This is a genomic window from Synechococcus sp. CBW1004, assembly GCF_015840715.1.
GTDB lineage: Bacteria > Cyanobacteriota > Cyanobacteriia > PCC-6307 > Cyanobiaceae > Cyanobium.
The window spans coordinates 2,216,408-2,239,706 of the sequence record NZ_CP060397.1 but is presented as its reverse complement, the minus strand read 5'-3'; the positions used below and the strand labels follow the sequence as shown (position 1 = coordinate 2,239,706).

Genomic DNA, 23,299 nt, shown 5'->3' with positions numbered 1-23,299 from the left:
AGGATCAGGCGTCCTGCTCAGAGATCGAGGCCGGGGCAGACGGCTCCACCGGTGCACCGGCTGCCGGCGGCGGGTCCTCCGCCTGGGGAGCGGCAGCGAGCAGGGCGTCGATGCCGCCGAAATCGGCGACGATCCGAATGCCTGGATCCGCCCGGGGGGTGGCTGCGGTCCGGTTCTGGGAGATCCGCTCTCCACCCGATGTGGGGGTGATCGCCTCGGAGGCGCCGCTCGGCTCGTCGGTGGCCGTCGACGCGGCCGTAGCGGGAATCGCAGGCACGGAGTCGGTTCCGGGAGGAGGCGGCATCGGCTCATCGCCCTCCGCTCCGGCCACCGCCGGTGCCGCGGAGCCTGACGGGGCCTCCTCGCTGGACTCCCCGTCGGAAGCAGTCACTGGCGCTGCGGGGGCGGGTTGCCCCGGGGGCTCAGAACGCACCCAGCGCTTGCCATGGGAGCGGCTCTGGCGTCGCTCCGCCACCCAGGCGGAGACGACGGCCGCCCGAGAGACCGATGACTGCACCAGACTCGCCACCACGGCGGCCAGCTGGTTGAAACTGCGACTCCAACGCTCGCTGGAGCCCAGGGCCAACCGCTCCTCGTCGCTGAGGGCACGCCAGCGGCCCTGGGCCACCTCACCCCCCAGACGGCCCACCAGAAGCCCGCCGCAGAGCACGGCCAGCATCGGCGCTCCTGTGAGCCTCTCGGCGCTGGTCACCAGCACCAGACCCAGCAACAGCACCACCGCACCCCAGGCGGAGTCGCGGGGACGGCTCAGCTCGGTGACGAGCAGGGGAAGCAGCAGCAGGGACAACCCCAGCACCAGGGCCAGGAAACCCGCAAGGGTGGCGAGCATGGCGAGGCCGCAGAAGGCCCCATTCTGCGGAGCAGCGCACCTGCCAGCAGCCCGATCCCCCCTAAGAGTTTGCGGAAAAACCGTCAGAAACGCCGCGTTCCTCCCTCGCGTGATCTGATTACGCGCTGTTCGGGCTGGATTCGTTGATTCAGCGGTTCAGAACGCCAGATTTCAGGCGTTTTGCCCCGTTGGGGCTTCCTGGAAGCCGCCTCGTTGGCACACCTCTGGGCAACCACCTGTTCATGCCGCCGCCATCGCCGGTTTGAGCAGGTTGCCCAGCCGGATCAGGTTGTAGGCGATCACGTGCAGGCCAAACACTGCACCCACCTTTTCGGTGCCGCGCAGCTTGAACTGACGCAGACCGCCCCACTGCTTGATCCAGCCAAACACCTTCTCGATGCCGCGGCGGGCATTGATCGACTTGCCGTAGCCCTCATGGCGAGTGGTGCGGCCATCAATGGCGGAACCACCAGAGCGAGCAGTGTTCTGAGCCACGTGAGGTGTGACTCCGATGCGGCGCATCTCTGCGACAAAGCCCCTGGTGTCGTAGTTCTTGTCGGCACCGATCGTTTTCTGGTGGGCACCGGGACGATCTGCCGCCATCACCTTGGCGGCATCCCGCTCTCCGGTGCCCGTCGCTTGCGTGACGCGACAGTCGACGATCAGGGCATGGCGGTTGTCCATGAGCACGTGCCCCCGGTAGCTGGGCAACGCCGGATGGGCCTTGGATTTGCGGCACAGCAAGGCATCCGGATCGACGCCGGAGCGATGGGTCTTGTTGCTGAGCTTGATGCCGCGGAAATCCCCTTTCGCGCGCTTCCTGCCGGGCTTTGGAGCACCAAAGCCCTCGCCAGGGCCCGATGGCGGCGGCGGCGGATCGTCCTGCCCATCAATTCGCTCCAGCGAGGCATGGGACGCCCAGGCCTGCAGCAGGGTGCCATCCACCGAGAAGTGCTCATCGCTGAGCAGCGGCCTGACCTCCGGCGCACCCATCAACTTCTCCAGGAAGCGCCCCATCACCTCCTCGTTGAGCAGCCGCTCGCGGTTCTTGGTGAACGTTGTCGGATGCCAGATCGGATCATCCGGGCTGAGACCCACGTAGCCGCAGGCCCGGCGAAGCCGTAGCAGCGAAAGAGCAGGTTGTAGTGGAGCTGCTCCAGCAAAAGACGCTCCGAGCGGATGCCATAGAACGCCTGCAGCAACGAGGCCAGAAGCAGCTGCTCGGGCGGCACCGATGGCCGGCCTTCTGAGGCGTACAGCGCGCAGAAGGTGGGATTGAGTCGATCAAGGGCCTGATCGGCCAGCTTGCGGATCCGCCGCAGCGGATGACTGGCCGGAATCCGATCCTCGACCGAGACGTAGGAGAACAGCGAGCCGGTGCGCTCCTGTCGACCTCGCATCACAGGGTGGGCGGTTGCCCCATTTTCGCAGGGATGGGCGGGTTTTTCAGCGAACTCCTAAAGTCGGCAGGCGCAGCCGGCGGGTGATCGCACGGCTCCATGCCCATCTGGCGGAATCGGTAGACGCGCTGGGTTTAGGTTCCAGTGGCTGCGGCTGTGGGGGTTCAAGTCCCCCGATGGGCATCGGCTAGGCATCACGAACGCCATGGCGCACCCACAGCGCTGCCACGGCGCAGAGGAGTGCGCTGCCGTGGCGGCATGTCCGCCCTTGGCGCGCTGCAGCGACCGGAGGGTGGCTGGCCCGGCGCCGCACCCCGGCCGAAGGCTCAGCCGACGCCGGCGGCCGGGCATTCCGGTGAGCGAAGAGCACCACCTCCACCGTTCACGGGTGCTGGCTTCGTAGTCTGGCCAGTCCAATGGAGCTCCGGCTGGCCTGGCGGGTGATGACGACAGCGCAGATTCACTCCCCAGCGATGGCCGCTCCCCGCCCGGCCGCCTCGATCCAGAGCGTGCCGCGCGAGTATCTGGACCCACCGGATCCGATCAATCCCACTGTGGGGTTGTTTGTCGGTGGTTATCTGCTGGCGGCACTGACCATCTGGGGCTGGTTCGTGGGGCAGTGGCCGCTGCCGGTGCTGCTGATCCTCGGCTTCCTCGCACTCCATCTGGAAGGCACCGTCATCCATGACGCCTGCCACAACGCCGCCCACCCCAGCCGCTTCTGGAATGCCTTCATGGGGCATGGCGCAGCGATGCTGCTGGGCTTCAGCTTTCCGGTGTTCACACGGGTGCATCTGCAGCACCACGCCCATGTGAATGATCCCAAGAACGATCCCGATCACATCGTCAGCACCTTCGGGCCGCTCTGGCTGATCGCGCCGCGCTTCTTCTATCATGAAATCTTTTTCTTCCGCCGTCGTCTGTGGCGTCGCTACGAGCTGCTGGAGTGGGGCATCGCCCGCGGCATCTTCGTGGCAATCGTGCTGGCAGCAATCAAGTTCGATTTCCTCCCCTTCATCTTCAACTGCTGGTTCGCCCCGGCCCTGATGGTTGGCGTCACCCTGGGCCTGTTCTTCGATTATCTGCCGCACCGGCCGTTCCAGTCGCGCAACCGCTGGCATAACGCGCGCGTCTATCCAGGGCGTCTGATGAACTGGTTGATCATGGGCCAGAACTATCATCTGATTCATCACCTCTGGCCCTCGATTCCCTGGTTTGAGTACAAGCCCACCTATGAGGCCACCCGTCACATCCTCGACGCCAAGGGATCACCTCAGCGGCTCGGCATGTTCGAGAGCCGCGTCGATCTGTTCAATTTCCTCTACGACATCTTTCTCGGGGTCCGCAGCCACAAGCGCCGTCGCAGTCGCCTGCGCCCGCTCGCCGGTCTGATGCCTACCCGCCATGCCCGCCGCCGGGTTCTGGAGGTGCTGCATCGCACCGCCGTGTCTCCACCGGCCCGCTGACCCATCCCGAGCGCGTGCTGTGACCAAGCCTCAGGCTTCGGCACGCATGCGCTCTCACCTGGAGTCCGGGCCCATGGCGCTTCTGGCAGCGGCCTGACAGCAGCCCATCACGACCGGAAGCCGGGATCGCGAAGGGCCGCCACAGACAACGCCGGGTGCTCCCTGTCATCTTTTCCAGGCCTGTGCGCCACCGGGCAGCGCAGCTCAATCGCCGAGGATCTTCGGCACCCGGAAGAAATCTCCCTCGCGCTGGGGAGCAAGATCCAGCAGTTCCTCTCGCACCGGTGTGGGCTCCACCCGATCCTCTCGGGTGACATTCACCACTTCCACGGCACGGGTCGTGGGCGGCACACCCTCGGTGTCCACCTGCTGCAGATGGGCCACATAGTCGAGGATCCGCTCCAGCTGGCCGGTGTAGGTGGCGATCCGCTCCTCCGGCAGGTCCAACCGCGCCAGCTGCGCCACCTTGCGCACATCGTCGGCGGTGATGCGTGTCATCAGGATCGGCTTGCACTGAGGCGAGACTACGGTCCGGCGACGGCGGCTGGGCGCCATGGGCAGGGCCCTCCGCCCGGCAGACCCAGGGACAGGGCCCGGGACATCTCTCCCATGGCTCAGGCAAGTCCTTCAGGCGCCATCCGCAGGCGTCGTCCAGGGTGAACGGAACACCGGTCACCCCGGCCGGCCCACCTCCTCAGCACCTCATTCCGCCAGGAAGCGCTCCAGATCGGTCGCCAGCGCCGTGGCGGCCAGATCGAGGAAGCGCTCGCCATGATCGGGCTGCGCCAGGAAGGGATCGGAGCCCATGCGGCCATCCGGATGGCGGCGGCGGAAATCGTCGGGGCCGTGGATTGGCCCGGCCGGCGCAGGCTCGTCCAGGGGTCGGTGCTTGGCCAGCAGGGTGGGCTCGAGGTGCAGGGTCAGGGCGATCTCGCTGGGGGTGGCGTGGTGGCCCTCCCGGTCGCCGTACAGGCTGCGGGCCTCCTGCATGACCGGGCCGGCCATGAACCAGTTGGCCAGCTGACAGCGCAGCCGCTCGGCCACCGGCAGCCCGCGGGCGGCAGCGGTGCCATGGGCCTGGGCGAAGGCAGCGCGGGCGGTGGCGATGTTGCCGCCGTGGCCGTTGATCACGAAGATCCGCTCGAAGCCGTGACGCGCCAGCGACAGCACCACGTCATGCAGCACCGCCAGCAGGGTGGAGGGCTGCAGGCTGACCGTGCCTGCAAAACCCAGGTGGTGTTCAGCCATGCCGAAGTTCTGGGCGGGGGTCACCAGCACACCGGTGCGGCGCCCCACCTCCAGGGCCACCGCCTCGGCGGTGAGGGCGTCGGTGCCGATGGCGCCGGTGGGGCCGTGCTGCTCGGTGGAACCCAGCGGCACGATCACGCCGCGACAGCGCTCGAGGTAGGCCTCCACCTCGGGCCAGCTGCGCAGCTGCAGCCGAATCGCCGCCAGGTCGGCGACAGGGCCGGGCAGACCAGCCTCAGAACGAGCGGTGGAGGGCATTTCGGTCATCGCGGACACGGCTGGGCCTGGGATTCTGCGTAGGATCGACCCTATTCGCGGCGTTCCGATGCTGCAGCGCAAGCTTGATCGCTTCCTTCAGGAGCAGCGTCCGGTCTGGATCTATCTGCGCGACCAGCAGTGCTGGATCGAAGACGCGCTGATCGTCGAGATCCTCGGCGATCTCGTCACCCTGCGCCATGAGGACGACGACGACGAGGAGCGCTCCAGCTGGGAGCTGAGCGTGCGGCTCGAGTCGATCGGGGCCGTGAGCACCCGCCTCGCCAGCGTGAACCGCAGCGCAGCCAGCGAGGACATCGCCACCACCGGCGACTGCCCGGAGGCCGAGCGGCTGGGCAGCCCCTGAGGCCCGGCCTCAGGGTCCGCCATCCCGGCCGGCGTCCAGGGCACGCCAACGTCGCGGTTCCGGGTCTCGGCGCCCCGCGGTCAGGTGCCTGTCAGATGCCCCTTCGGATCCGAGGGCGAGTGCACTCCCGCACCTGAGGCACCCCAGCGAAGGGTCCACTCAGAGCATGTGCCGACCAGCCCTGGAGGTGCTGCTGTCGAAACCCCACTGCAGGGGCATGGAGGGATTGCCGAGGTCTGAGCGTCAGTGGGCCGTGCCGTTGCCGTCGTAGTCGTCAGTGTCGTAGTAGCCGCCCTTGGTGCCGAAGAACAGGGTGGCCAGCACGAACAGGGCACTGAGCCCCAGCAGGATCGAGCCCAGGGTGAAGGTGTTGCTGTCCATCGGGTCCAGAGAAGCGAGCGGGAGCCGGCAGCGGGCCGAGCGGCACCCTGCCGGATCGACTGCAGTCTGGCGTCTGCGGGCCTTGGAGCGCTGAATGGCGACAAACCGGCACGCACGGCAGGCGAGCAGCCAGCCACCCCCTCGCTCGGAACAGGTGCAGGGCTTCGGCAGCCATCCCAGACAAGGCAGAGACTGTCGCTCGACGTCCGGACGCGGGTGTCGCAGCGAGCTGGAGGCTCCGCAACGGCGGCGGCGGAGCGCAAACCTGCACCGCTGCCTCCCGGGCGGTGGTCAGCCCGCTGCCGTGCCGCGCAGCAGGGGTTCCGCCCACTCCTGCAGTCGGGTCAGCAGGGCCCACAGCAGACCCCAGCAGGTGCCCCACCACCAGGTGGAGCAGAACAGGCGCCGCCGCGGCGGCGCCATCTCGTCGGGATGCTGCCTGGGCAGCACCCAGGCCAGCTGAATGACGCCGTACACCACAAACAGCACCCAGACCGGCACCGTCAGCACGCCGAACGGGAAGCTGACGGGTCGCCACTGCAGCAGGCTCACCCCCGTGGCCAGGGCGATCAGGGCCGCGACAGCTCCGGTGGCACCATCCCAGCAGGCATACCGCAACCAGCGGCGCGCCAGCAGCACCGCCGGCAGCATCGTCGCCAGGCTCGTGAGCAGGTAGCGCAGCAGCAGCTGGCCCAGCGGCAGAGGCGTATCCCCGAGCAGGATCAACAGCATCAGCCCATTGAGCAGGGCCTCCCCCTGGCGGTGATGCACCCAGGGAGCGGTGATCCAGCGCCACACCCGATGGGGATCGCTGCTGTCCGCCAGGGTGAGCGGGGCGTCGCGCCGCAGCCGGGCGAGGGGACGGACCAGCAGCAGCTGCAGCACCGCGAGCACCAGCAGCAGCAGCAGCCCACTGCTCCAGGAGCGCGGCAGCAGGCGGCCGAGTTCGCCCCCCAGCCAGAGGAACACCAGGGCATTGGCGAAGCCGAGGGCCAATCCCGGGGCGATCGGCTGCAGATCCGCAGGCAGGTCACGGAACCGCTGACCCCACGGCTGGGTGGAGCCACGACGCGGACGCCGCCGTGGCGCTCCTGCCGGCTGCGCCGCTGGCGGCGTCCGGAGGGGCGTGGCGCCATCGGATGAAGATCGGCGACCCACCGGCAGGCCCGTGGCCGCTTCAAGCAGATCCAGCAGCTCGCCCAGTACGGCGGGGGCGTAGGTGGCCTGCAGATCCTGAACGAGGGTTTCGAGCAGGCTGCGGCGTGCCACCGGCGAGGTCTCCTGCAGCAGCGTCAACAGCAGGGGCTGCAACGCCAGATCACGCACGGGACCGCGCAGACGGGGATCGCTGCCGAGGGCATCGAGCAGCACACCCTCGATCCGTCGCGCCTGAAGCGGTTCACGGTCACCCCCGGCCAGCCAGGCATGCAGCTGGGCTCCGATCTCCCTCCCCTTCCCCATCGACCCGCTCGTGCCGCACGAGCCTAAAGGGAGGCCGCGAAGCCCCATCGCTGGCCCCACCGGCGTCGGCTGGGCCCCCTGATGCTGGAGGAACGGGACGGAGGGGCCAGGTCTTCCGGCCGCTGGCCGAGCTGATCAGCGGCTCTCACGGCTCAGACAAAAGCCCCCCTGAAGAGGGGGGCTGATGAGACGGCTCCACCACCGGAGGGGAGCAGCGACAGGGGGGTGGTGTTGTGCTCAGCTGCCGCGGCTGGCTGCGAGACGCGCACGGGCACGGGCGAGGGCCTGCTGGGCCTTCACCTTCTCAGTGCTCGAGGCCTGTCCTTCGAAGGCATCGGCGGCATGCTGGGCAGCCTCCAGTTCCTTCTCAGCAGAAGCGGCGTCGATGCGGCTGCCGAGTTCGGCGGCGTTGACGAGCACCGTGACCTGATTGGCCTCCACCTCGGCGAAACCGCCCATCAGGGCGATCGACTGCCAGGAGGAACCCTGACGAAGGCGCAGCACACCACTGTCAAGGGCGGTGAGCATCGAAACGTGACCGGTGAGGATGCCCACCTGGCCGGTGGTACTGGGAAGGATCACTTCGTCAGCGTTGTCGTCAAAGACGCTCTGGTCAGGAGCCAGAACGCGAAGAGTGAGTGTCATGGGGAGAAGCTCCGAAAGGGATGGGGATCAACCCTTGGCTTCCGCCTGGATCTTGGCCGCCTTGGCCTTCACCTCATCGATGTTGCCGACCAGATAGAAGGCGGCCTCCGGCAGATCATCGAGCTCACCGGCGAGGATCATGTTGAAGCCCTTGATGGTGTCCTCGAGCTTCACGTACTTGCCAGGCATGCCGGTGAAGATCTCAGCCACGAAGAAGGGCTGGGACAGGAACTTCTCGATCTTGCGGGCCCGGTCAACGGTGCGGCGATCCTCCTCGGAGAGTTCATCAAGGCCAAGGATGGCGATGATGTCCTGCAGCTCCTTGTAGCGCTGCAGGGTGGACTGCACAGCACGGGCGGTGCGGTAGTGCTCGTCGCCCACCACTGCCGGCTGCAGCATGGTGCTGGTGGAATCAAGGGGATCCACGGCGGGGTAGATGCCCTTGGAGGCCAGACCGCGACTGAGCACGGTGGTGGCGTCGAGGTGGGCGAAGGTGGTGGCGGGAGCCGGGTCGGTGAGGTCGTCCGCAGGCACGTAAACGGCCTGGATCGACGTGATCGAACCCTCGAGGGTGGAGGTGATGCGCTCCTGCAGCTCACCCACGTCGGTGCCCAGGGTGGGCTGGTAGCCCACAGCCGAAGGCATCCGACCCAGCAGCGCCGAAACCTCGGAGCCGGCCTGCACGAAGCGGAAGATGTTGTCGATGAACAGCAGCACGTCCTGCTTGTTCACATCACGGAAGTGCTCGGCCATGGTCAGCGCCGACAGACCAACGCGCATACGGGCGCCGGGGGGCTCGTTCATCTGGCCATAGCAGAGGGCCACCTTCGACTTGGAGAGGTCGTCGGCGTTGATCACACCGGACTCCTTGAACTCCTCGTAGAGGTCATTGCCCTCGCGGGTGCGCTCACCCACGCCACCGAACACGGACACACCGCCGTGTTCCTTGGCGATGTTGTTGATCAGCTCCTGAATCAGCACGGTCTTGCCGACGCCGGCGCCCCCGAACAGGCCGACCTTGCCGCCCTGGCGGTAAGGAGCCAGCAGGTCGATCACCTTGATGCCGGTCTCGAACACCTTGGGCTTGGTCTCCAGCTCGGTGAGCTTGGGAGCCTCACGGTGGATCGGGGCAGTGAGGGTGGTGTTGACGGGACCCTGCTCGTCGACGGGCTCACCCAGCACGTTGAAGATGCGACCCAGGGTGGCCTCACCCACGGGCACGGAGATGGGAGCGCCGGTGTCGAGGGCGGTCATGCCGCGCACAAGGCCGTCGGTGCTGCTCATCGAGACGGCGCGCACCCGGTGATCGCCCAGCAGCTGCTGAACCTCGGCGGTCAGGGCGACGTCCTGCCCGGCGGCGTTCTTGCCGGTGATGCGCAGAGCGTTGTAGATGCGGGGCAGCTTTCCGGCCGGGAACTCCACGTCGAGCACCGGGCCGATGACCTGCTTGACGATTCCTTGTGTGCCGGTCGCGGCGGGAGCAGCAGCTGCCATAGGAGAAGGAGGTGGCGGTGAGAGCCAGCGGGAGGGAATTCCCGCCTGAAGCCGGGCAACCTTACCACTCCCGCGGCCGGAGGAGCCCCGCCGCTACACCCGACCCGCCGCCGTGGCAACCCCCAGCGTCACCAGCACTCACGAAAGCTGACGCAGAGACCCGACGGCCCACCCCGGACACCCCCCGGACAACCCACGGACGGCCCCGGCAGGCCCGGTTCGGTCACCCGAACTGGCGCACAGGGCGGACAGGCTCATAAGTTGGCACTCGAAGCACGTGAGTGCCAGATCGCTCCGCCAGCCGCCATTCGGCGCTGCGCCGCCCGGCCGGGTCGGAGCCTCCCTGAGCGCACGTGTATCTTCCGCGACCAACCCATTCCTCATCCATGGCTGCTGTCTCCCTCAGCGTCTCCACGGTCAAACCGCTCGGAGATCGCATCTTTATCAAGGTGTCCGAATCCGAGGAAAAAACCGCCGGCGGCATCCTGCTGCCCGACACCGCCAAGGAAAAGCCCCAGGTCGGTGAAGTTGTGCAGGTCGGCCCCGGCAAGCGCAACGAAGACGGCTCCCGTCAGGCTCCCGAAGTGAGCGTGGGCGACAAGGTGCTCTACAGCAAGTACGCCGGCACCGACATCAAGCTCGGCACCGATGAGTACGTGCTCCTCTCCGAGAAGGACATCCTCGCCGTCGTCAACTGAGCACCGCTCAGCGTGGGCCTCTGAGCTGAGAGGCCTTGGTGGCACTGGCCGCTGAACCTCTCCAGAACACCTCAGCTGAGCTCCGGGCCCGCTGTCAGCCCATGTCTCAGGACTGCACCTTCGGCCCGGCCCATCGCACTCCCCAGGAAGTCCCATCCCGGCTTCCGTCTTCCATCCCACCCCTTTTCTTTCCGCCAATCCCATGGCCAAGCGCATCATTTACAACGAGCAGGCTCGCCGTGCGCTCGAAAAAGGCATCGACATCCTCGCCGAGTCGGTGGCCGTCACCCTCGGTCCCAAGGGCCGCAACGTGGTGCTCGAGAAGAAGTTCGGTGCTCCCCAGATCGTCAACGATGGTGTGACCATCGCCAAGGAGATCGAACTCGAGGACCACATCGAGAACACCGGCGTCGCCCTGATCCGTCAGGCCGCCTCCAAGACCAACGACGCCGCCGGTGACGGCACCACCACCGCCACCGTCCTGGCCCACGCCATGGTCAAGGCCGGCCTGCGCAACGTGGCCGCCGGCGCCAATGCCATCAGCCTCAAGCGTGGCATCGACAAGGCCTCCGAATTCCTGGTCAAGAAGATCGAGGAACACGCCAAGCCGATCAGCGACAGCAACGCCATCGCCCAGGTGGGCACCATCTCCGCCGGCAACGACGAAGAGGTGGGTCGCATGATCGCCGACGCCATGGACAAGGTCGGCAAGGAAGGCGTGATCTCCCTCGAGGAGGGCAAGTCGATGACCACCGAACTGGAGGTCACCGAAGGCATGCGCTTCGACAAGGGCTACATCTCCCCCTACTTCGCCACCGACACCGAGCGGATGGAGGCGGTGCTCGAGGATCCCTACATCTTGATCACCGACAAGAAGATCGGCCTGGTGCAGGACCTGGTGCCCGTTCTCGAGCAGATCGCCCGCACCGGCAAGCCCCTGCTGATCATTGCCGAGGACATCGAGAAGGAAGCCCTCGCCACCCTGGTGGTCAACCGCCTGCGCGGCGTCCTGAACGTGGCCGCCGTCAAGGCTCCCGGCTTCGGTGACCGCCGCAAGGCCATGCTCGAGGACATCGCCGTTCTCACCAACGGTCAGCTGATCACCGAGGACGCCGGCCTCAAGCTGGAGAACGCCAAGCTGGAGATGCTGGGCACGGCCCGCCGCATCACCATCAACAAGGACACCACCACCATCGTCGCCGAGGGCAACGAGGCTGCGGTGAAGGCCCGCTGCGAGCAGATCCGCAAGCAGATGGACGAGACCGACTCCTCCTATGACAAGGAGAAGCTGCAGGAGCGTCTGGCCAAGCTCAGCGGTGGTGTGGCCGTGGTCAAGGTGGGCGCTGCCACCGAGACCGAGATGAAAGACAAGAAGCTGCGCCTCGAGGACGCCATCAACGCCACCAAGGCGGCTGTCGAGGAGGGCATCGTCCCCGGCGGCGGCACCACCCTGGCCCACCTGGCTCCCGCCCTCGAGGAGTGGGCCACAGCCAACCTCTCCGGCGAGGAGCTGATCGGCGCCCAGATCGTGGCCTCCGCCCTCACCGCTCCCCTCAAGCGCATCGCTGAGAATGCCGGCGCCAACGGCGCCGTCGTGGCCGAGCACGTCAAGGGCAAGCCCTTCAACGAGGGCTACAACGCCGCCACCGGCGAGTACGTCGACATGCTGGCCGCCGGCATCGTCGATCCCGCCAAGGTGACCCGCTCCGGCCTGCAGAACGCCGCCTCGATCGCCGGCATGGTGCTCACCACCGAGTGCATCGTGGCCGATCTGCCCGAGAAGAAGGAAGCCGCTCCCGCCGGTGGCGGCGGCATGGGTGGCGACTTCGACTACTGATCCCAACCCGGGATCACAGTCAACGCACAACCCTGCCGGTTGTCAGCAAGCGCCCCCTCGGGGGCGCTTTTTTTTGGGAAGGCAAGCACCCCTGCATTGGAGCATCGCCAGAATCCACGGCCTCCCGGCTCTAGCCACCGAGCCTGCGTTCAGGGCAAGACCTTCAGATCGCCGCCATCGCGGCCTCGCCCTCCAGGAGCTGCCGCAGCCGCGGCTCGAGCAAGGCGAAGGCACGGCCGCGGTGACCGATGGAGGCCTTGGTGGCCTTGTCCATCTCGGCGAAGCTCAGGCCCAGTTCCGGCACGAAGAACACCGGGTCGTAGCCGAAGCCGCCCTCCCCGCGGGGGGCCTCCAGGATCTCGCCGGGGCAAGTGCCCTCCACCTCCAGGCGGATCCTGCCGCTGGGATCGGCCACCGCCAGGGCGGCGGTGAAGTGGGCGGTGCGGTCGGGCGGCAGACCAGCGCTGGCACGGCGACCATCGGCTGCGGCCAGTTCCCGCAGCAGGCGCGCGATCCGCGCCGTGTCGCTGTCCGCGTAGCGGGCCGACTGCACGCCGGGGGCCCCCTCCAGGGCCGTGACGCTCAGTCCCGAGTCATCCGCCAGGGCCCAGCAGCCGCTGGCGCGAGCCACGGCCGTGGCCTTGAGGCGTGCATTCTCGGCGAAGGAGGTGCCTGTCTCCTCCACCTCCAGCCCCTCAGGCTGGCTGCGGATCTCGAGGGGGAGCTCCGCCAGCAGAGCGGCGAATTCGCGGATCTTGCCGGCATTGCCGCTGGCAATCACCAGGGGGAGGGGCGCACTGCCAGAGGCCATCCGGGTCGGGGAGATCTGCGCGTCAGCATGCCCGACCCGCTGGCGGCCAGGGCAGCCACGGCAGGCATGAGGTCTGCCAGGTGGCGGCTGCCTTTCGCCCCTGACGCCAAGGCGCCAAGCGGACCAGGGAGGCGCGGGTTTCCTGGCGCTGCACACGGCGGATCGGGCCGGCCGCTCAGCCCAGCGATCACAACCGGGAAGCCGTCCCGGTCAGGAGCCGAGCAGCGCCGTGCACTCCAGCCGCTCCTGGCTGGCGTCACGACGGGCCACCCGCAGGCTGATCAAAGCCGCCAGATGCTCGGCGTCGTCGGCCACGCCGCAGAAACGCCCCGATCCCCAGGTATGCAGCCAGGGCAGGCCAAGGAAATAGAGACCGGGACTCTGGGTGACACCGCGCTCATGGACCGGCTGACCCGACCCGTCGAACACCGGCACGTCGATCCAGCGGAAGTCGGAGCGATAGCCCGTGCACCAGATCACCGCCGCCAGGGGCGTGGCGGACAGATCCAGCCCCGGATCGTCGCCGGGGGGCGGCTCCCAGCAGGGGGAGTAAGGCGCCTCGCTGGGCGCTGCGATGCCCTGCTGCTGAATCCAGCTGTCGATGCTGCTGCGGATGCGGCAATACACCGCATCGGCCTGATCGAGGTTGGCGGCCAGGTTGTTCTCGAAGGCGATGTGGCCCGGACCGATCGCCAGCAGGCGGCCGTGCAGCCGCATGCCCTCGCAGGCCCGGGCGCGCAGGTCGATCTCCCGTCCCCCGTCGCGGCCGGTGAGGTAGTGGTTGGTCTTGGCACGCACAGCCCTGGGGTCGCTGTGTTCGCTGATCGGCATGGCGTAGTAGCCCATGCGATCGAGCCAGTCGACCACGTCGCGGCCGCGGTAGCGGCGGGGGGAACGGGGGGCGGAACCGACGCTGAGATGCACCTCGCGGCCCTCGAGGAACAGGTCTTCAGCGATCTGGCAGCCCGACTGGCCGCTGCCGACCACCAGCACCGGACCTGGCGGTAACGCAGCGGCACTGCGATAGTCGCGGGCGTCCAGCTGCAGAACACCGGCCGGCAGGCGCGGTGCCTGGGGATGGCGGCGCGGCCGGTGATAACCGCCGGTGGCCACCACCACGTGGTCAGCCTCGATCTCGCCTTCGCTGGTGCCCAGGCGGTAGGCCGAGCCGTTCTGCACCAGCCGATCGACACTCACCCCCTCACGCACCTCAGCGCCGACGTGCGCGGCGAAGCGCTGCAGATAGGCCACGATCTCCTGCTTGCCCATGAAGCCATGCGGATCGGAGCCGTCGTAGGGGAAGCCCGGCAGCCGGCACTGCCAGTTGGGCGTCACCAGACAGAAGGAATCCCAGCGCTGCTGATCCCAGGCGTAGCCGATGCGGTGTTTCTCGAGCAGGAGCGGCCGGATGCCGCGCTGCTGCAGGGCCTGAGCCACCGAGAGGCCGGCCTGACCGGCGCCGACCACCACGACGGATCGGCGTGAACTGGGGCTGAAGCGACTGGACACGGCAGACAACCGGGGGAGAGGGACGAACGGGAGAGGCAGAGCCAGACGGGCCAACGGCCTGACACGGGAGACCCCGGGCAACCGGCTGAGCCACGCCCTGCCTGAGCGGGACGGATGCGAGGAAGACTCAGCCGATGGAAGGAACCGCGACGCCTGAGGGCATCCGCAAGGCGAGGACGCCAGTGATGCCCAACAGGGCTGAATGCGCCGGGTACGGATTCAGGAAATGGACCTGATCAACGATCATGCGGGCAACAACCTTCTGCCTCTGTAGCCGTTGACACCGACAACGAGTTCGACCGTTTTTGCGGCGACTCACGGACCACCCACCCGCGATTCGGTCGCATCGGCGACAAATCAAACGACGACCCAGCAGCAAAGCTTCACACGCCATTTCGACGCCCTAGTCCTCATGCCTGCCGTCACCCGCCCCGCCAACCAGCCGGGCGATTTTCTCGTTGACTATGAGGAAAAGGTTTTTCCCGATGTCAAAGCAGAACCCGGCGAAAAGGCGCTGATCACCTTTCACACCGTCGCCTTCGAAGGTTCGATCGGACTGGTGAATCTGCTGCAGGGCAGCCGCCTGATCAACAAGGGCTTCGAGACCTCGATCCTGCTCTACGGACCCGGCGTCACCCTCGGCGTGCAGCGCGGTTTTCCGAAGCTGGGCGATGCCGCCTTCGACGGCCATCTCAATTTCAACGCCCGCCTGCAGAAGTTCATGGATCAGGGCGGCAAGGTGTACGCCTGCCGCTTCGCCCTCCAGGCCCTCTACGGCCATGGTGAAGCGGCCCTGATGCCCGGCATCCGGCCGATCAACCCGCTTGATGTTCTCGATCTGGTGCTGATGCACCGCAAGGAAGGGGCCTTCATTCTCGATACCTGGACCCTCTGACCCCTTCGCCTTGATCGTCATCACTGATCACCTGCGCTGACTGTTCTGCCATGGCCAGCACCATCACCGTCGCCGCGGCCCAGATCCGGCCGGTTCTGTTTTCTCTGGAGGGCTCCGTGGCGCGGGTGCTCGCCGCCATGGCGGAGGCAGCCGCCTCCGGGGTCGAGTTGATCGTCTTTCCGGAGACGTTTCTGCCCTACTACCCCTATTTCTCCTTCGTCGAGCCGCCCGTGCGCATGGGCCGCTCCCACCTGGCCCTCTACGAGCAGGCAGTGACCGTTCCCGGTCCCGCCATCGACACGATCGCAGCCGCCGCCCGCCAGCACGGCATGCATGTTCTGCTCGGCATCAACGAACGCGACGGCGGCAGCCTCTACAACACCCAGCTGCTGATCGACGCCAACGGCACGATCGTGCTCAAACGCCGCAAGATCACGCCCACCTATCACGAGCGGATGGTGTGGGGCCAGGGCGACGGGGCGGGCCTCCAGGTGGTGCCCACATCCATCGGCAGGATCGGGGCCCTCGCCTGCTGGGAGCACTACAACCCCCTGGCGCGCTTCGCGCTGATGACCCAGGGGGAGGAACTCCACTGCGCCCAGTTCCCGGGCTCCCTGGTGGGGCCGATCTTCAGCGAACAGACGGCGGTGACGATGCGCCACCACGCCCTCGAGGCCGGCTGCTTCGTGATCTGCTCCACCGCCTGGCTTCACCCCGACGATCACGCCGCGATCACACCGGATGCCTCTCTCCATGCCGCCTTCCAGGGCGGCTGCCACACGGCCGTGATCAGCCCCGAGGGCCGCTACCTGGCCGGGCCGCTGCCGGAGGGGGAGGGGCTGGCGATCGCCGAACTGGACCGCTCCCTGATCACCAAACGCAAACGCATGATGGACAGCGTCGGCCACTACAGCCGCCCCGATCTTCTGGGCCTGCGCCTCAACGCCGAACCGGCCGCCCAGGTGAGCGCGATGGGCGCTCCACCCCTGGGCCATCCCGAGGCTGCGGCCCGCCTGCCGGATATCGCGACCCCGGCCCCGGCAGGGGAGGTGAGTCATGTCTGAGCTCGGCCGCCTCGTGACCGAACTGCAGGTGCGCGGCGTGGTGGATCCGGCCCTCGCGGGCGCCCCGATCGCAGGCAACAGCGGCCGCCGCGGTGGTGCCGGCCCCTCCGACCACCGCGCTCTGACCTTCGGCGACACCACGGTGATGGTGCCCGTCTACAACGCCACCGCCCAGGAGTCGCCCTACCGCCTGGCAGCCGAGGCCGGCGGCGGCGTGGCCCTTGAGGAGCGCGGCGGCGAACGGCTGAACGGCCTCAGCGCACCGCCGGAGCCTCGCTTCTACGGCCTCCGCACCGACGACGGCATCCCCTACCGCTCGATCGCCCTGCTGCATGGCCGCGATGTGCTGGCCACCACCCTGCTGCAGACGTGCATCCGCTTCCGGGACCGGCGCGACTCATGCCAGTTCTGCGCCATCGAGCAGTCTCTCGAGGACGGCCGCACCGTGGTGCGCAAGACCCCCGAGCAGGTGGCCGAAGTGGCCGAAGCGGCGGTGCGCCTCGATGGCATTCGCCAGCTGGTGATGACCACCGGCACCCCCAACAGCGACGACCGCGGCGCACGGCTGATGGCCGAGACCGCCGCGGCCGTGAAGCGGCGCGTGGCGATCCCGATCCAGGCCCAGTGCGAACCGCCGGAGGATCCGCAGTGGTATGCCCACATGAAGGAATCCGGCGTCGACAGCCTGGGGATGCACCTGGAGGTGGTGGAGCCCGAGGTGCGCCGCCGCATCCTGCCCGGCAAGTCCGAGCTGCCCCTGGAGCGGTACTTCGAGGCCTTTGAGCAGGCCGTGGCGGTGTTCGGACGCGGCCAGGTGAGCACCTACCTGCTGGCCGGCCTGGGGGACAGCGCCGACTCCCTGATCACCTGCAGCGAACGGCTGATCGAGCTGGGCGTCTACCCGTTTGTGGTGCCCTTCGTGCCGATCGCCGGCACGCCGCTGGAGGGCCATCCGGCCCCCACCACCGACTTCATGGTGGAGATCTATGCGGCGGTGGCGGCACGGCTGCGCGTCTCCGATCTCCGCAGCGATCAGATGAGCGCCGGCTGCGCCAAGTGCGGCGCCTGCTCGGCCCTGTCGCTGTTCGAGAAGGCGCCATGAGGGTCGCCGCAGCCGCCCGTAGGCCCGGGTCCCACCTGTCCCCTGCCCATTCACTCTCCACTGCCACCCCGCTCTAGATACCCCGATGGTCTTCCTGGATCCAGCCAGCGAGGCCGCCAGCGGCAGCCTCAGCACGGCCCCGGCGAGTTTCACCCCCTCGGTGCGCTGGGGCATCGCTGTCGATGCCGACGACTTTCAGCTTTCGCCCACCGCCAGTTCGCCGAGCTTCTCGTTCCACCTGCTGCGGCGGCGCAGCCCGCTGATTCCCAGCTACTGGGACCTGCGCAGCGCGATCTTCTGCGAGGAGCAGCACCTGTTCGAGCAGAGCGACCGCGATGCGCTCGACGAGCGGGCCTACCCGATCGCCGCGGTGAACCACGACCCGTCGCGGGGCATGGGAGGGCAGGTGGTGGGAGTGGTGCGCATCCTTGAGAGCGAGCCACGCCTCTGGTACGGCGGTCGCCTGGGGGTGCACCGGGACTTCCGGCGCCACAACCAGATCGGCAAGGGCCTGATCTGGAAGGCGGTCACCACCGCCCATGGCTGGGGCTGCGACCGCTTCCTGGCGACGGTGCAGATTCAGAACGTGCGCTTCTTCCAGCGGCTGCACTGGCAGTCGCTCGAAGAGCTGGAGATCCGCGGCATCCGCCATCACCTGATGCAGGCCGACCTGGCCTATTACCGGCCCTCGCGCGAACCGCGCCCGGCAGCACTGCTGGCGACACCGCCCGGCAGCAGGCTCGCGGCATGAGCGGGCGACCGGCGGCCCGGGGGCCAGTGCAGCCCGCCACGGCGGCCCCATCCCAGGCCACGGCAGGCGTAGGGAATGCCATCCCGGGTGGCGACCCGGTAGCCGGGCAACTGGCCGTTCTGGCAGCGCGCCTTGCGGCCGAGGCGGGACTCGCCGCCAAGCGCGATATCCAGCCGGCGGCGGCCACCTTCGCCCATCAACCCTTCCCGGAGCTGGGTCCGGCGGCAGCCCTGGGGGATGACGCGGCGCTGCTGCCCGCCCAGAGCGGGCGCCTGCTGCTGGCCTGCGAGGGCATGCATCCCGGCCTGGTGGAGGAGGACCCCTGGTTCGCCGGCTGGAGCGGCGTGCTGGTGAACCTCAGCGACATCGCCGCCATGGGCGGCCGGCCACTGGCCCTGGTGAACAGCCTCTGGTGCAGGGATCCCCAGCGCAGCGAGGCGCTGCTGGCGGGGATGCGCTTCGCCTGCGGGCGCTTCGCGATCCCGATGGTCGGCGGGCACAGCAATCTGCACAGCCCCTACGACGCCCTGTCGGTGGCGGTGCTCGGCACGACCGAGGGGCCGGTGCTGTCGGCCCGATCCGCGACCGCGGGAGATCAGCTCTGGATGGTGGTGAACCAGAGAGGCGCCTTCCACCGCCACTACCCGTTCTGGGATGCGGCCACCCAGGCGGATCCTGCGCAACTGAGGGCCCAGCTGGCCCTGCTGCCCCGGCTTGCGGCGGAGGGTCTGGTGCATGCCGCCAAGGACATCAGCATGGGCGGCCTGGTGGGGACGGCGGTGATGTTCGCCGAGGCGGCCGACCTGCGGCTCAGTCTCGATCTGGAGGCCATTCCGCGGCCGGACGGGGTGACGGAGGAGGCCTGGCTCCGCTGCTTCCCCAGCTTCGGCTTCCTGCTGGCGGTGCGACCGGAGCTGCAGAGCCGACTGGTCGACGTCCTGGCGCGCGATCCCGCACTGCTGGCCGCACCGATCGGGTGCTTCGCCGGGGGCGATCCGGCGCTGGTGCTGCAACGCGGCGCAGAAGCGGTCACGCTCTGGAGTGGCGGCGAGGGACTGACGGGCTTCGGGCCGCTCCACCAGGAGCCAGGCGACCCGGCAGAGACGGCATGATCAGCTCCTCACCGGGGCACTCTGCATTCGGTATCTGGGCCAGTTGCCCTCGCCGGCGCTGTCTTGCCTGTGACAGCCCGAGCGGGCCATCACGGCCACAGTCGCAGCCGAACGCTCCAGGGACCTGAACGATGCCGGAAGTGCGCCTGCAGCTGGAGTGGCCCGATGGTGACACCAGCGAGTTCTATTCCCCCTCCACGGTGGTGCTCGAGTACCTGCGGCCCGGTGACGCTCTGAGCGTCGCGGATCTCGAACAGCGCGGCGTCCAGGCCCTGCGGGAGGCCTCGGAGCGGGTACGAGCCCGCTATGGCTTCGCCTGCACCCGCACGGACGAGGAGGAACAACGTCTGCGCCAGCGGCTGGCCCGCTACGCCACGGGTTCGACGGTCAAGGTGACCCGGCAGCTCAGCTGAGCACGCGATCCCGGTCCTGGGAACCGATCGCGAACAACACATCCTCGGCCTCGCCCCGGAACAGGCAGGCCCCCTGACGATTGCGAAGGACCTCAGAAGCCTGTCGCGCCCTCCACAATCTGATCTGCGAAGGTCTGTGAGGCCGTGACAGCCCTGCTGTTCGGTCTGCCTACGGTCAAGCCTGGACCCGCCACCCACGGCCCGTCATGACCGAACTCGGCAAGTGCCCCTTCAACCACGGCGCCGCGCCGATGGCGGTGGCGGGGAGGGGGCCGTCTCCCCGCGACTGGTGGCCCCAGCAGGTGAACCTGGGCATCCTTCACCAGCACAGTCCTGCTTCCAACCCGCTGGGCTCTGGGTTCGACTACGCCGAAGCATTCCGCCAGCTCGATTATCAGGCCCTCAAGAGCGACCTGATCGCCCTGATGACCGACTCCCAGGAGTGGTGGCCGGCCGACTGGGGCCACTACGGCGGTCTGTTCATCCGCATGGCCTGGCACAGCGCCGGCACATACCGCACCGCCGATGGCCGGGGGGGGCGCCGGCACCGGCAACCAGCGCTTCGCCCCGATCAACAGCTGGCCCGACAACGGCAACCTCGACAAGGCCCGCCGTCTGCTGTGGCCGATCAAACAGAAGTACGGCAACCAGATCTCCTGGGCCGACCTGATGATCCTGGCCGGCAACTGCGCGCTCGAATCGATGGGGCTGCGCACCTTCGGCTTCGGCGGCGGTCGCGCCGATATCTGGCAGCCCGAGGAGGACATCTACTGGGGTAACGAAACAACCTGGCTGGGCGATGAGCGCTACAGCGGCGAGCGGCAGCTGGAGAACCCGCTGGCCGCCGTGCAGATGGGCCTGATCTACGTGAACCCCGAGGGGCCCAATGGCGTACCCGACCCGGTGGCCTCCGGCCGCGATGTGCGCGAGACCTTCGCACGCATGGCGATGAACGATGAAGAAACGGTGGCCCTCACCGCCGGCGGCCACACCTTCGGCAAGGCCCACGGCGCCGCCAGCGCCGATCTGGTGGGCCCTCCCCCAGAAGGAGCGCCACTGGAGGAGATGGGGCTGGGCTGGCATAACCGCCACGGCAGCGGCAAGGGAGCCGACGCCACCACCAGCGGCATCGAAGGGGCCTGGAAACCCCATCCCACCCGCTGGGACATGGGCTACTTCGACATGCTGTTCGGCTACGAGTGGGAGCTGATCAAGAGCCCTGCCGGCGCCTGGCAGTGGCAGGCCAGGGATTGCCGCGAAGAGGACCTGATCCCCGACGCGCACATCCCTGGGCTCAAGCACCCGCCGATGATGACGACGGCGGATCTGTCGCTGCGCTTCGATCCGATCTACGAGCCGATCTCTCGCCATTTCCACCAGCATCCGGAGGCCTTTGCCGATGCCTTCGCTCGCGCCTGGTTCAAGCTCACCCACCGTGACATGGGGCCGAAGACTCTGTACCTGGGGCCGGAGGTGCCTGAGGACGACCTGATCTGGCAGGACCCGATTCCGGCGGTGAATCACCCCCTTGTCGATGACGCCGCCATCGCCGGTCTCAAGCACCGTGTGCGGACTGCGGGCCTGAGCGTGGCCGAGCTGGTGAGCACCGCCTGGGCCTCGGCCTCCACCTTCCGCGGCTCCGACAAGCGCGGCGGCGCCAACGGCGCCCGGGTGCGGCTGGCACCCCAGAAGGACTGGGCGGTGAACCAGCCCGAGCAGCTGCAGCGGGTTCTGGGCGTACTTGAAGGCATCCAACAGGCGTTCAACGCTTCGCGCGGCGATGGCATGCGGGTCTCGCTGGCGGATCTGATCGTGCTGGCCGGTGGCGTGGGCGTGGAACAGGCAGCTGCCGCCGCAGGCCAGAGCGTGGAGGTGCCCTTCACGCCAGGGCGGATGGATGCCAGTCAGAAGCAGACGGATGTGGCGTCCTTTGCCGTGATGGAGCCTCAGGCCGATGGCTTCCGCAACTGGCAGAAGGGCCCGATGACTGTGACGGCAGAACACCTGCTGGTGGACCGGGCCCAGCTGCTGGGGCTGAGCGCGCCGGAGATGACCGTGCTGGTGGGCGGCCTGCGTGTGCTGGGCGCCAACAGCGGCGGCAGCCGCCATGGCGTGCTCACCGAGCGGCCCGGTGTGCTGAGCAGTGACTTCTTCGTGAACCTGCTCGACATGGGCACCAGCTGGAGCCCGGTCAATGAGACCGGTGAGCTGTTCGAAGGACGCGACCGCAGCAGCGGCGCCCTGCGCTGGACAGGCACCAGGGTGGACCTGTTGTTCGGCTCCAACTCGCAACTGCGGGCGATCGCCGAGGTGTATGCCCAGAGCGATGGAGCCCCACGCTTTGCCCGCGATTTCGTGAAGGCCTGGGTGAAGGTGATGGAGGCGGATCGCTTCGATCTGAAGCGCTGAGTCTTCTGCAGCCCCACATCCGTTAGGCGCGCGAGGGGGGCGTCCGCAACAAGCTCAATGCGTCCTTCGGCTCAACTGGATGATCAGAGCAGAAGTAGTCACGAAGCGTTCGGTGCAATCAGTCCGGGCAGACAGGACATTGAGCGCAGCAGGGGTCGATGATCTCGAACGATCGCCAAAGACCGCCAGACCCCGATGAGTGCGATAGTCGAAGGGGGACGTACTCAACCCCAGGAGCCAATGGCCGCTGATTGCACACATCCAACGCCAGAGAAGTGCAATCCGAAGTCATTCCTCAGACCATCCAGGGCGCCATCCGTGGAGACGACGCCGCTGGCGAAGCTGAGCGTGCGGGCAGGAAACACTCTGCTCAATCTCGCCCACAGCGACACTTTCCGCCCTTCCAGTTGGAGCATTTCTTCTGCCGACAGCCCTTTTTCTTGTCCTGCTGAATGGAACTGCGGCGAACCGACTGTTCCTCAAGAGAACCGATGGACGGGGCCATGGGATCGCAGGCGACACGCCTGCCATTGCGAATCATTCTCAGCTTAAAGGCCGGCTTCAGGCTCAGAGGGCCTCCGCCTCGCAAGGCACCACCGTTAGTAACTTTCGTCACAAGCCTCGCAGGCCTCAGCATTCCGCAGCGCGAAAGGAGACCAATCTGGGCTCAACCAGACACCTCTGGGATCCGATTCCATTGCCGTGGAGGATTCATTTGCGTGCAGGCTCAGATCATTGGTGTTCAGCTGCCTCCCACGACCGCTCGTTCTCTGCTATTGCCGCGTGCGGCCGACCCCAGCACCGCAGCAGCAGCACGGCAGTTCGCGCCCGGCGCACACCACCCAGCGGAGGCACGCCATAAAAAAAGCCACCCATCGGGTGGCTGATCTCGGTGCAGTAACTGCATCCATCATTGATCCTCCATCACGCCATGACACGGCAGTCCGGTCATGGCTTCACTGGAGGCTGGAATCAAGGTTTTACCTGGCATCGTGCTGCTTTCGCAGGGGGCTACCCCCCAACTATCATCGCCGCTGCTGCGTTTCACATCCGAGTTCGAGATGGATCGGAGTGGGACCACAGCGCTATGGACACCAGGATAGTCTTGATCCTCAGGTGAGCCCTGAGAAC

General features: G+C 67.6%; 19 protein-coding genes, 1 tRNA gene, 1 rRNA gene and 2 pseudogenes. 12 read left to right on the top strand and 11 right to left on the bottom strand.

The window, feature by feature from the left end; genetic code table 11:
• Window positions 1–4: 4 nt before the first annotated feature.
• Window positions 5–850: a Ycf66 family protein gene (locus tag H8F25_RS10645; RefSeq protein ID WP_197210393.1), complete on the bottom strand. Its 846-nt coding sequence runs from the start codon at window positions 848–850 to the stop codon at window positions 5–7.
• A gap of 240 nt (window positions 851–1,090) precedes the next feature.
• Window positions 1,091–2,250 (bottom strand): annotated as a pseudogene (locus H8F25_RS10640) (IS5 family transposase).
• 101 nt (window positions 2,251–2,351) lie between these two features.
• Here H8F25_RS10640 and H8F25_RS10635 point away from each other — a divergent pair.
• A tRNA-Leu gene (locus H8F25_RS10635) sits at window positions 2,352–2,433 on the top strand.
• Between the two features lie 290 nt (window positions 2,434–2,723).
• Window positions 2,724–3,716: a beta-carotene hydroxylase gene (crtR, locus tag H8F25_RS10630; protein WP_231596767.1), complete on the top strand. Its 993-nt coding sequence runs from the start codon at window positions 2,724–2,726 to the stop codon at window positions 3,714–3,716.
• 204 nt (window positions 3,717–3,920) lie between these two features.
• Here the strand turns inward: crtR and gatC are convergent, their stop codons facing one another.
• Window positions 3,921–4,214 carry an Asp-tRNA(Asn)/Glu-tRNA(Gln) amidotransferase subunit GatC gene (gene gatC / locus H8F25_RS10625; protein ID WP_197210391.1) on the bottom strand — a complete coding sequence of 98 codons (294 nt, stop codon included), beginning with the start codon at window positions 4,212–4,214 and terminating at the stop codon, window positions 3,921–3,923.
• 204 nt (window positions 4,215–4,418) lie between these two features.
• The gene (locus H8F25_RS10620; protein ID WP_197213729.1) at window positions 4,419–5,222 is read right to left on the bottom strand and encodes a creatininase family protein; all 804 of its coding nucleotides are present in this window, start codon (window positions 5,220–5,222) and stop codon (window positions 4,419–4,421) included.
• A 67-nt stretch (window positions 5,223–5,289) separates the two neighbouring features.
• Between H8F25_RS10620 and H8F25_RS10615 the strand changes: the two genes are divergently transcribed.
• The gene (locus H8F25_RS10615) at window positions 5,290–5,586 is read left to right on the top strand and encodes a DUF6679 family protein (protein ID WP_197210390.1); all 297 of its coding nucleotides are present in this window, start codon (window positions 5,290–5,292) and stop codon (window positions 5,584–5,586) included.
• A gap of 243 nt (window positions 5,587–5,829) precedes the next feature.
• On the opposite strand, the gene H8F25_RS10610 is transcribed toward H8F25_RS10615, so the two are convergent.
• From H8F25_RS10610 to atpD, 4 genes are all read right to left on the bottom strand, one after another.
• Window positions 5,830–5,967 (bottom strand): hypothetical protein, encoded by a 138-nt coding sequence (locus tag H8F25_RS10610; RefSeq protein ID WP_197210389.1) that lies wholly within the window; start codon window positions 5,965–5,967, stop codon window positions 5,830–5,832.
• Between the two features lie 291 nt (window positions 5,968–6,258).
• Window positions 6,259–7,428 (bottom strand): rhomboid family intramembrane serine protease, encoded by a 1,170-nt coding sequence (locus tag H8F25_RS10605; RefSeq protein ID WP_197210388.1) that lies wholly within the window; start codon window positions 7,426–7,428, stop codon window positions 6,259–6,261.
• Between the two features lie 237 nt (window positions 7,429–7,665).
• On the bottom strand, window positions 7,666–8,073 hold the full coding sequence (gene atpC / locus H8F25_RS10600) for an ATP synthase F1 subunit epsilon (RefSeq protein WP_197210387.1): 408 nt from the start codon (window positions 8,071–8,073) through the stop codon (window positions 7,666–7,668).
• Window positions 8,074–8,100: 27 nt separating this feature from the next.
• Complete coding sequence (gene atpD / locus H8F25_RS10595) at window positions 8,101–9,567, bottom strand: F0F1 ATP synthase subunit beta (RefSeq protein WP_197210386.1); 1,467 nt, start codon at window positions 9,565–9,567, stop codon at window positions 8,101–8,103.
• 386 nt (window positions 9,568–9,953) lie between these two features.
• Between atpD and groES the strand changes: the two genes are divergently transcribed.
• Window positions 9,954–10,265, top strand: coding sequence for a co-chaperone GroES (gene groES / locus H8F25_RS10590; RefSeq protein ID WP_197210385.1), 312 nt, complete (start codon window positions 9,954–9,956; stop codon window positions 10,263–10,265).
• Window positions 10,266–10,467: 202 nt separating this feature from the next.
• Window positions 10,468–12,102 carry a chaperonin GroEL gene (gene groL / locus H8F25_RS10585; protein WP_197210384.1) on the top strand — a complete coding sequence of 545 codons (1,635 nt, stop codon included), beginning with the start codon at window positions 10,468–10,470 and terminating at the stop codon, window positions 12,100–12,102.
• A gap of 163 nt (window positions 12,103–12,265) precedes the next feature.
• Here the strand turns inward: groL and rdgB are convergent, their stop codons facing one another.
• Together rdgB and H8F25_RS10575 are read right to left on the bottom strand one after the other, a co-directional pair.
• Window positions 12,266–12,913: an RdgB/HAM1 family non-canonical purine NTP pyrophosphatase gene (gene rdgB / locus H8F25_RS10580; protein ID WP_197210383.1), complete on the bottom strand. Its 648-nt coding sequence runs from the start codon at window positions 12,911–12,913 to the stop codon at window positions 12,266–12,268.
• A gap of 210 nt (window positions 12,914–13,123) precedes the next feature.
• A complete protein-coding gene (locus tag H8F25_RS10575) occupies window positions 13,124–14,422 on the bottom strand; it encodes an MSMEG_0569 family flavin-dependent oxidoreductase (RefSeq protein ID WP_197210382.1) in 1,299 nt (432 codons plus the stop codon).
• Window positions 14,423–14,834: 412 nt separating this feature from the next.
• Here H8F25_RS10575 and H8F25_RS10570 point away from each other — a divergent pair, with 412 nt between their 5' ends.
• The 7 genes and pseudogenes from H8F25_RS10570 to katG all read left to right on the top strand — a co-directional run bounded on the left by H8F25_RS10570 (window position 14,835) and on the right by katG (window position 22,168).
• Window positions 14,835–15,317: an MSMEG_0572/Sll0783 family nitrogen starvation response protein gene (locus H8F25_RS10570; protein ID WP_197210381.1), complete on the top strand. Its 483-nt coding sequence runs from the start codon at window positions 14,835–14,837 to the stop codon at window positions 15,315–15,317.
• A 50-nt stretch (window positions 15,318–15,367) separates the two neighbouring features.
• Entirely contained in the window at window positions 15,368–16,381 is a 1,014-nt protein-coding gene (locus tag H8F25_RS10565; protein WP_197210380.1) for a Nit6803 family nitrilase, read from the top strand.
• Entirely contained in the window at window positions 16,374–17,483 is a 1,110-nt protein-coding gene (locus H8F25_RS10560; protein WP_197210379.1) for an MSMEG_0568 family radical SAM protein, read from the top strand. Before H8F25_RS10565 ends, H8F25_RS10560 begins: the two co-directional genes overlap by 8 nt.
• An 85-nt stretch (window positions 17,484–17,568) precedes the next feature.
• Window positions 17,569–18,234 (top strand): MSMEG_0567/Sll0786 family nitrogen starvation N-acetyltransferase, encoded by a 666-nt coding sequence (locus H8F25_RS10555; protein ID WP_197210378.1) that lies wholly within the window; start codon window positions 17,569–17,571, stop codon window positions 18,232–18,234.
• On the top strand, window positions 18,231–19,346 hold the full coding sequence (locus H8F25_RS10550; RefSeq protein WP_197210377.1) for a sll0787 family AIR synthase-like protein: 1,116 nt from the start codon (window positions 18,231–18,233) through the stop codon (window positions 19,344–19,346). Before H8F25_RS10555 ends, H8F25_RS10550 begins: the two co-directional genes overlap by 4 nt.
• Before the next feature lie 131 nt (window positions 19,347–19,477).
• The gene (locus tag H8F25_RS10545) at window positions 19,478–19,759 is read left to right on the top strand and encodes an MSMEG_0570 family nitrogen starvation response protein (RefSeq protein WP_197210376.1); all 282 of its coding nucleotides are present in this window, start codon (window positions 19,478–19,480) and stop codon (window positions 19,757–19,759) included.
• A gap of 206 nt (window positions 19,760–19,965) precedes the next feature.
• A pseudogene (katG, locus tag H8F25_RS10540) lies at window positions 19,966–22,168 on the top strand (catalase/peroxidase HPI).
• A 982-nt stretch (window positions 22,169–23,150) separates the two neighbouring features.
• On the opposite strand, the gene rrf reads toward katG, so the two are convergent.
• A 5S ribosomal RNA gene (gene rrf, locus H8F25_RS10535) occupies window positions 23,151–23,267 on the bottom strand.
• Window positions 23,268–23,299: the final 32 nt, after the last annotated feature.

Bases quoted from the DNA above. Each gene is read 5' to 3' on its own strand.
- H8F25_RS10645 (WP_197210393.1), bottom strand. From the start codon at position 850: ATGCTCGCCACCCTTGCGGGTTTCCTGGCCCTGGTGCTGGGGTTGTCC.
- crtR (WP_231596767.1), top strand. From the start codon at position 2,724: ATGGCCGCTCCCCGCCCGGCCGCCTCGATCCAGAGCGTGCCGCGCGAG.
- gatC (WP_197210391.1), bottom strand. From the start codon at position 4,214: ATGACACGCATCACCGCCGACGATGTGCGCAAGGTGGCGCAGCTGGCG.
- H8F25_RS10620 (WP_197213729.1), bottom strand. From the start codon at position 5,222: ATGCCCTCCACCGCTCGTTCTGAGGCTGGTCTGCCCGGCCCTGTCGCC.
- H8F25_RS10615 (WP_197210390.1), top strand. From the start codon at position 5,290: ATGCTGCAGCGCAAGCTTGATCGCTTCCTTCAGGAGCAGCGTCCGGTC.
- H8F25_RS10610 (WP_197210389.1), bottom strand. From the start codon at position 5,967: ATGGACAGCAACACCTTCACCCTGGGCTCGATCCTGCTGGGGCTCAGT.
- H8F25_RS10605 (WP_197210388.1), bottom strand. From the start codon at position 7,428: ATGGGGAAGGGGAGGGAGATCGGAGCCCAGCTGCATGCCTGGCTGGCC.
- atpC (WP_197210387.1), bottom strand. From the start codon at position 8,073: ATGACACTCACTCTTCGCGTTCTGGCTCCTGACCAGAGCGTCTTTGAC.
- atpD (WP_197210386.1), bottom strand. From the start codon at position 9,567: ATGGCAGCTGCTGCTCCCGCCGCGACCGGCACACAAGGAATCGTCAAG.
- groES (WP_197210385.1), top strand. From the start codon at position 9,954: ATGGCTGCTGTCTCCCTCAGCGTCTCCACGGTCAAACCGCTCGGAGAT.
- groL (WP_197210384.1), top strand. From the start codon at position 10,468: ATGGCCAAGCGCATCATTTACAACGAGCAGGCTCGCCGTGCGCTCGAA.
- rdgB (WP_197210383.1), bottom strand. From the start codon at position 12,913: ATGGCCTCTGGCAGTGCGCCCCTCCCCCTGGTGATTGCCAGCGGCAAT.
- H8F25_RS10570 (WP_197210381.1), top strand. From the start codon at position 14,835: ATGCCTGCCGTCACCCGCCCCGCCAACCAGCCGGGCGATTTTCTCGTT.
- H8F25_RS10565 (WP_197210380.1), top strand. From the start codon at position 15,368: ATGGCCAGCACCATCACCGTCGCCGCGGCCCAGATCCGGCCGGTTCTG.
- H8F25_RS10560 (WP_197210379.1), top strand. From the start codon at position 16,374: ATGTCTGAGCTCGGCCGCCTCGTGACCGAACTGCAGGTGCGCGGCGTG.
- H8F25_RS10555 (WP_197210378.1), top strand. From the start codon at position 17,569: ATGGTCTTCCTGGATCCAGCCAGCGAGGCCGCCAGCGGCAGCCTCAGC.
- H8F25_RS10550 (WP_197210377.1), top strand. From the start codon at position 18,231: ATGAGCGGGCGACCGGCGGCCCGGGGGCCAGTGCAGCCCGCCACGGCG.
- H8F25_RS10545 (WP_197210376.1), top strand. From the start codon at position 19,478: ATGCCGGAAGTGCGCCTGCAGCTGGAGTGGCCCGATGGTGACACCAGC.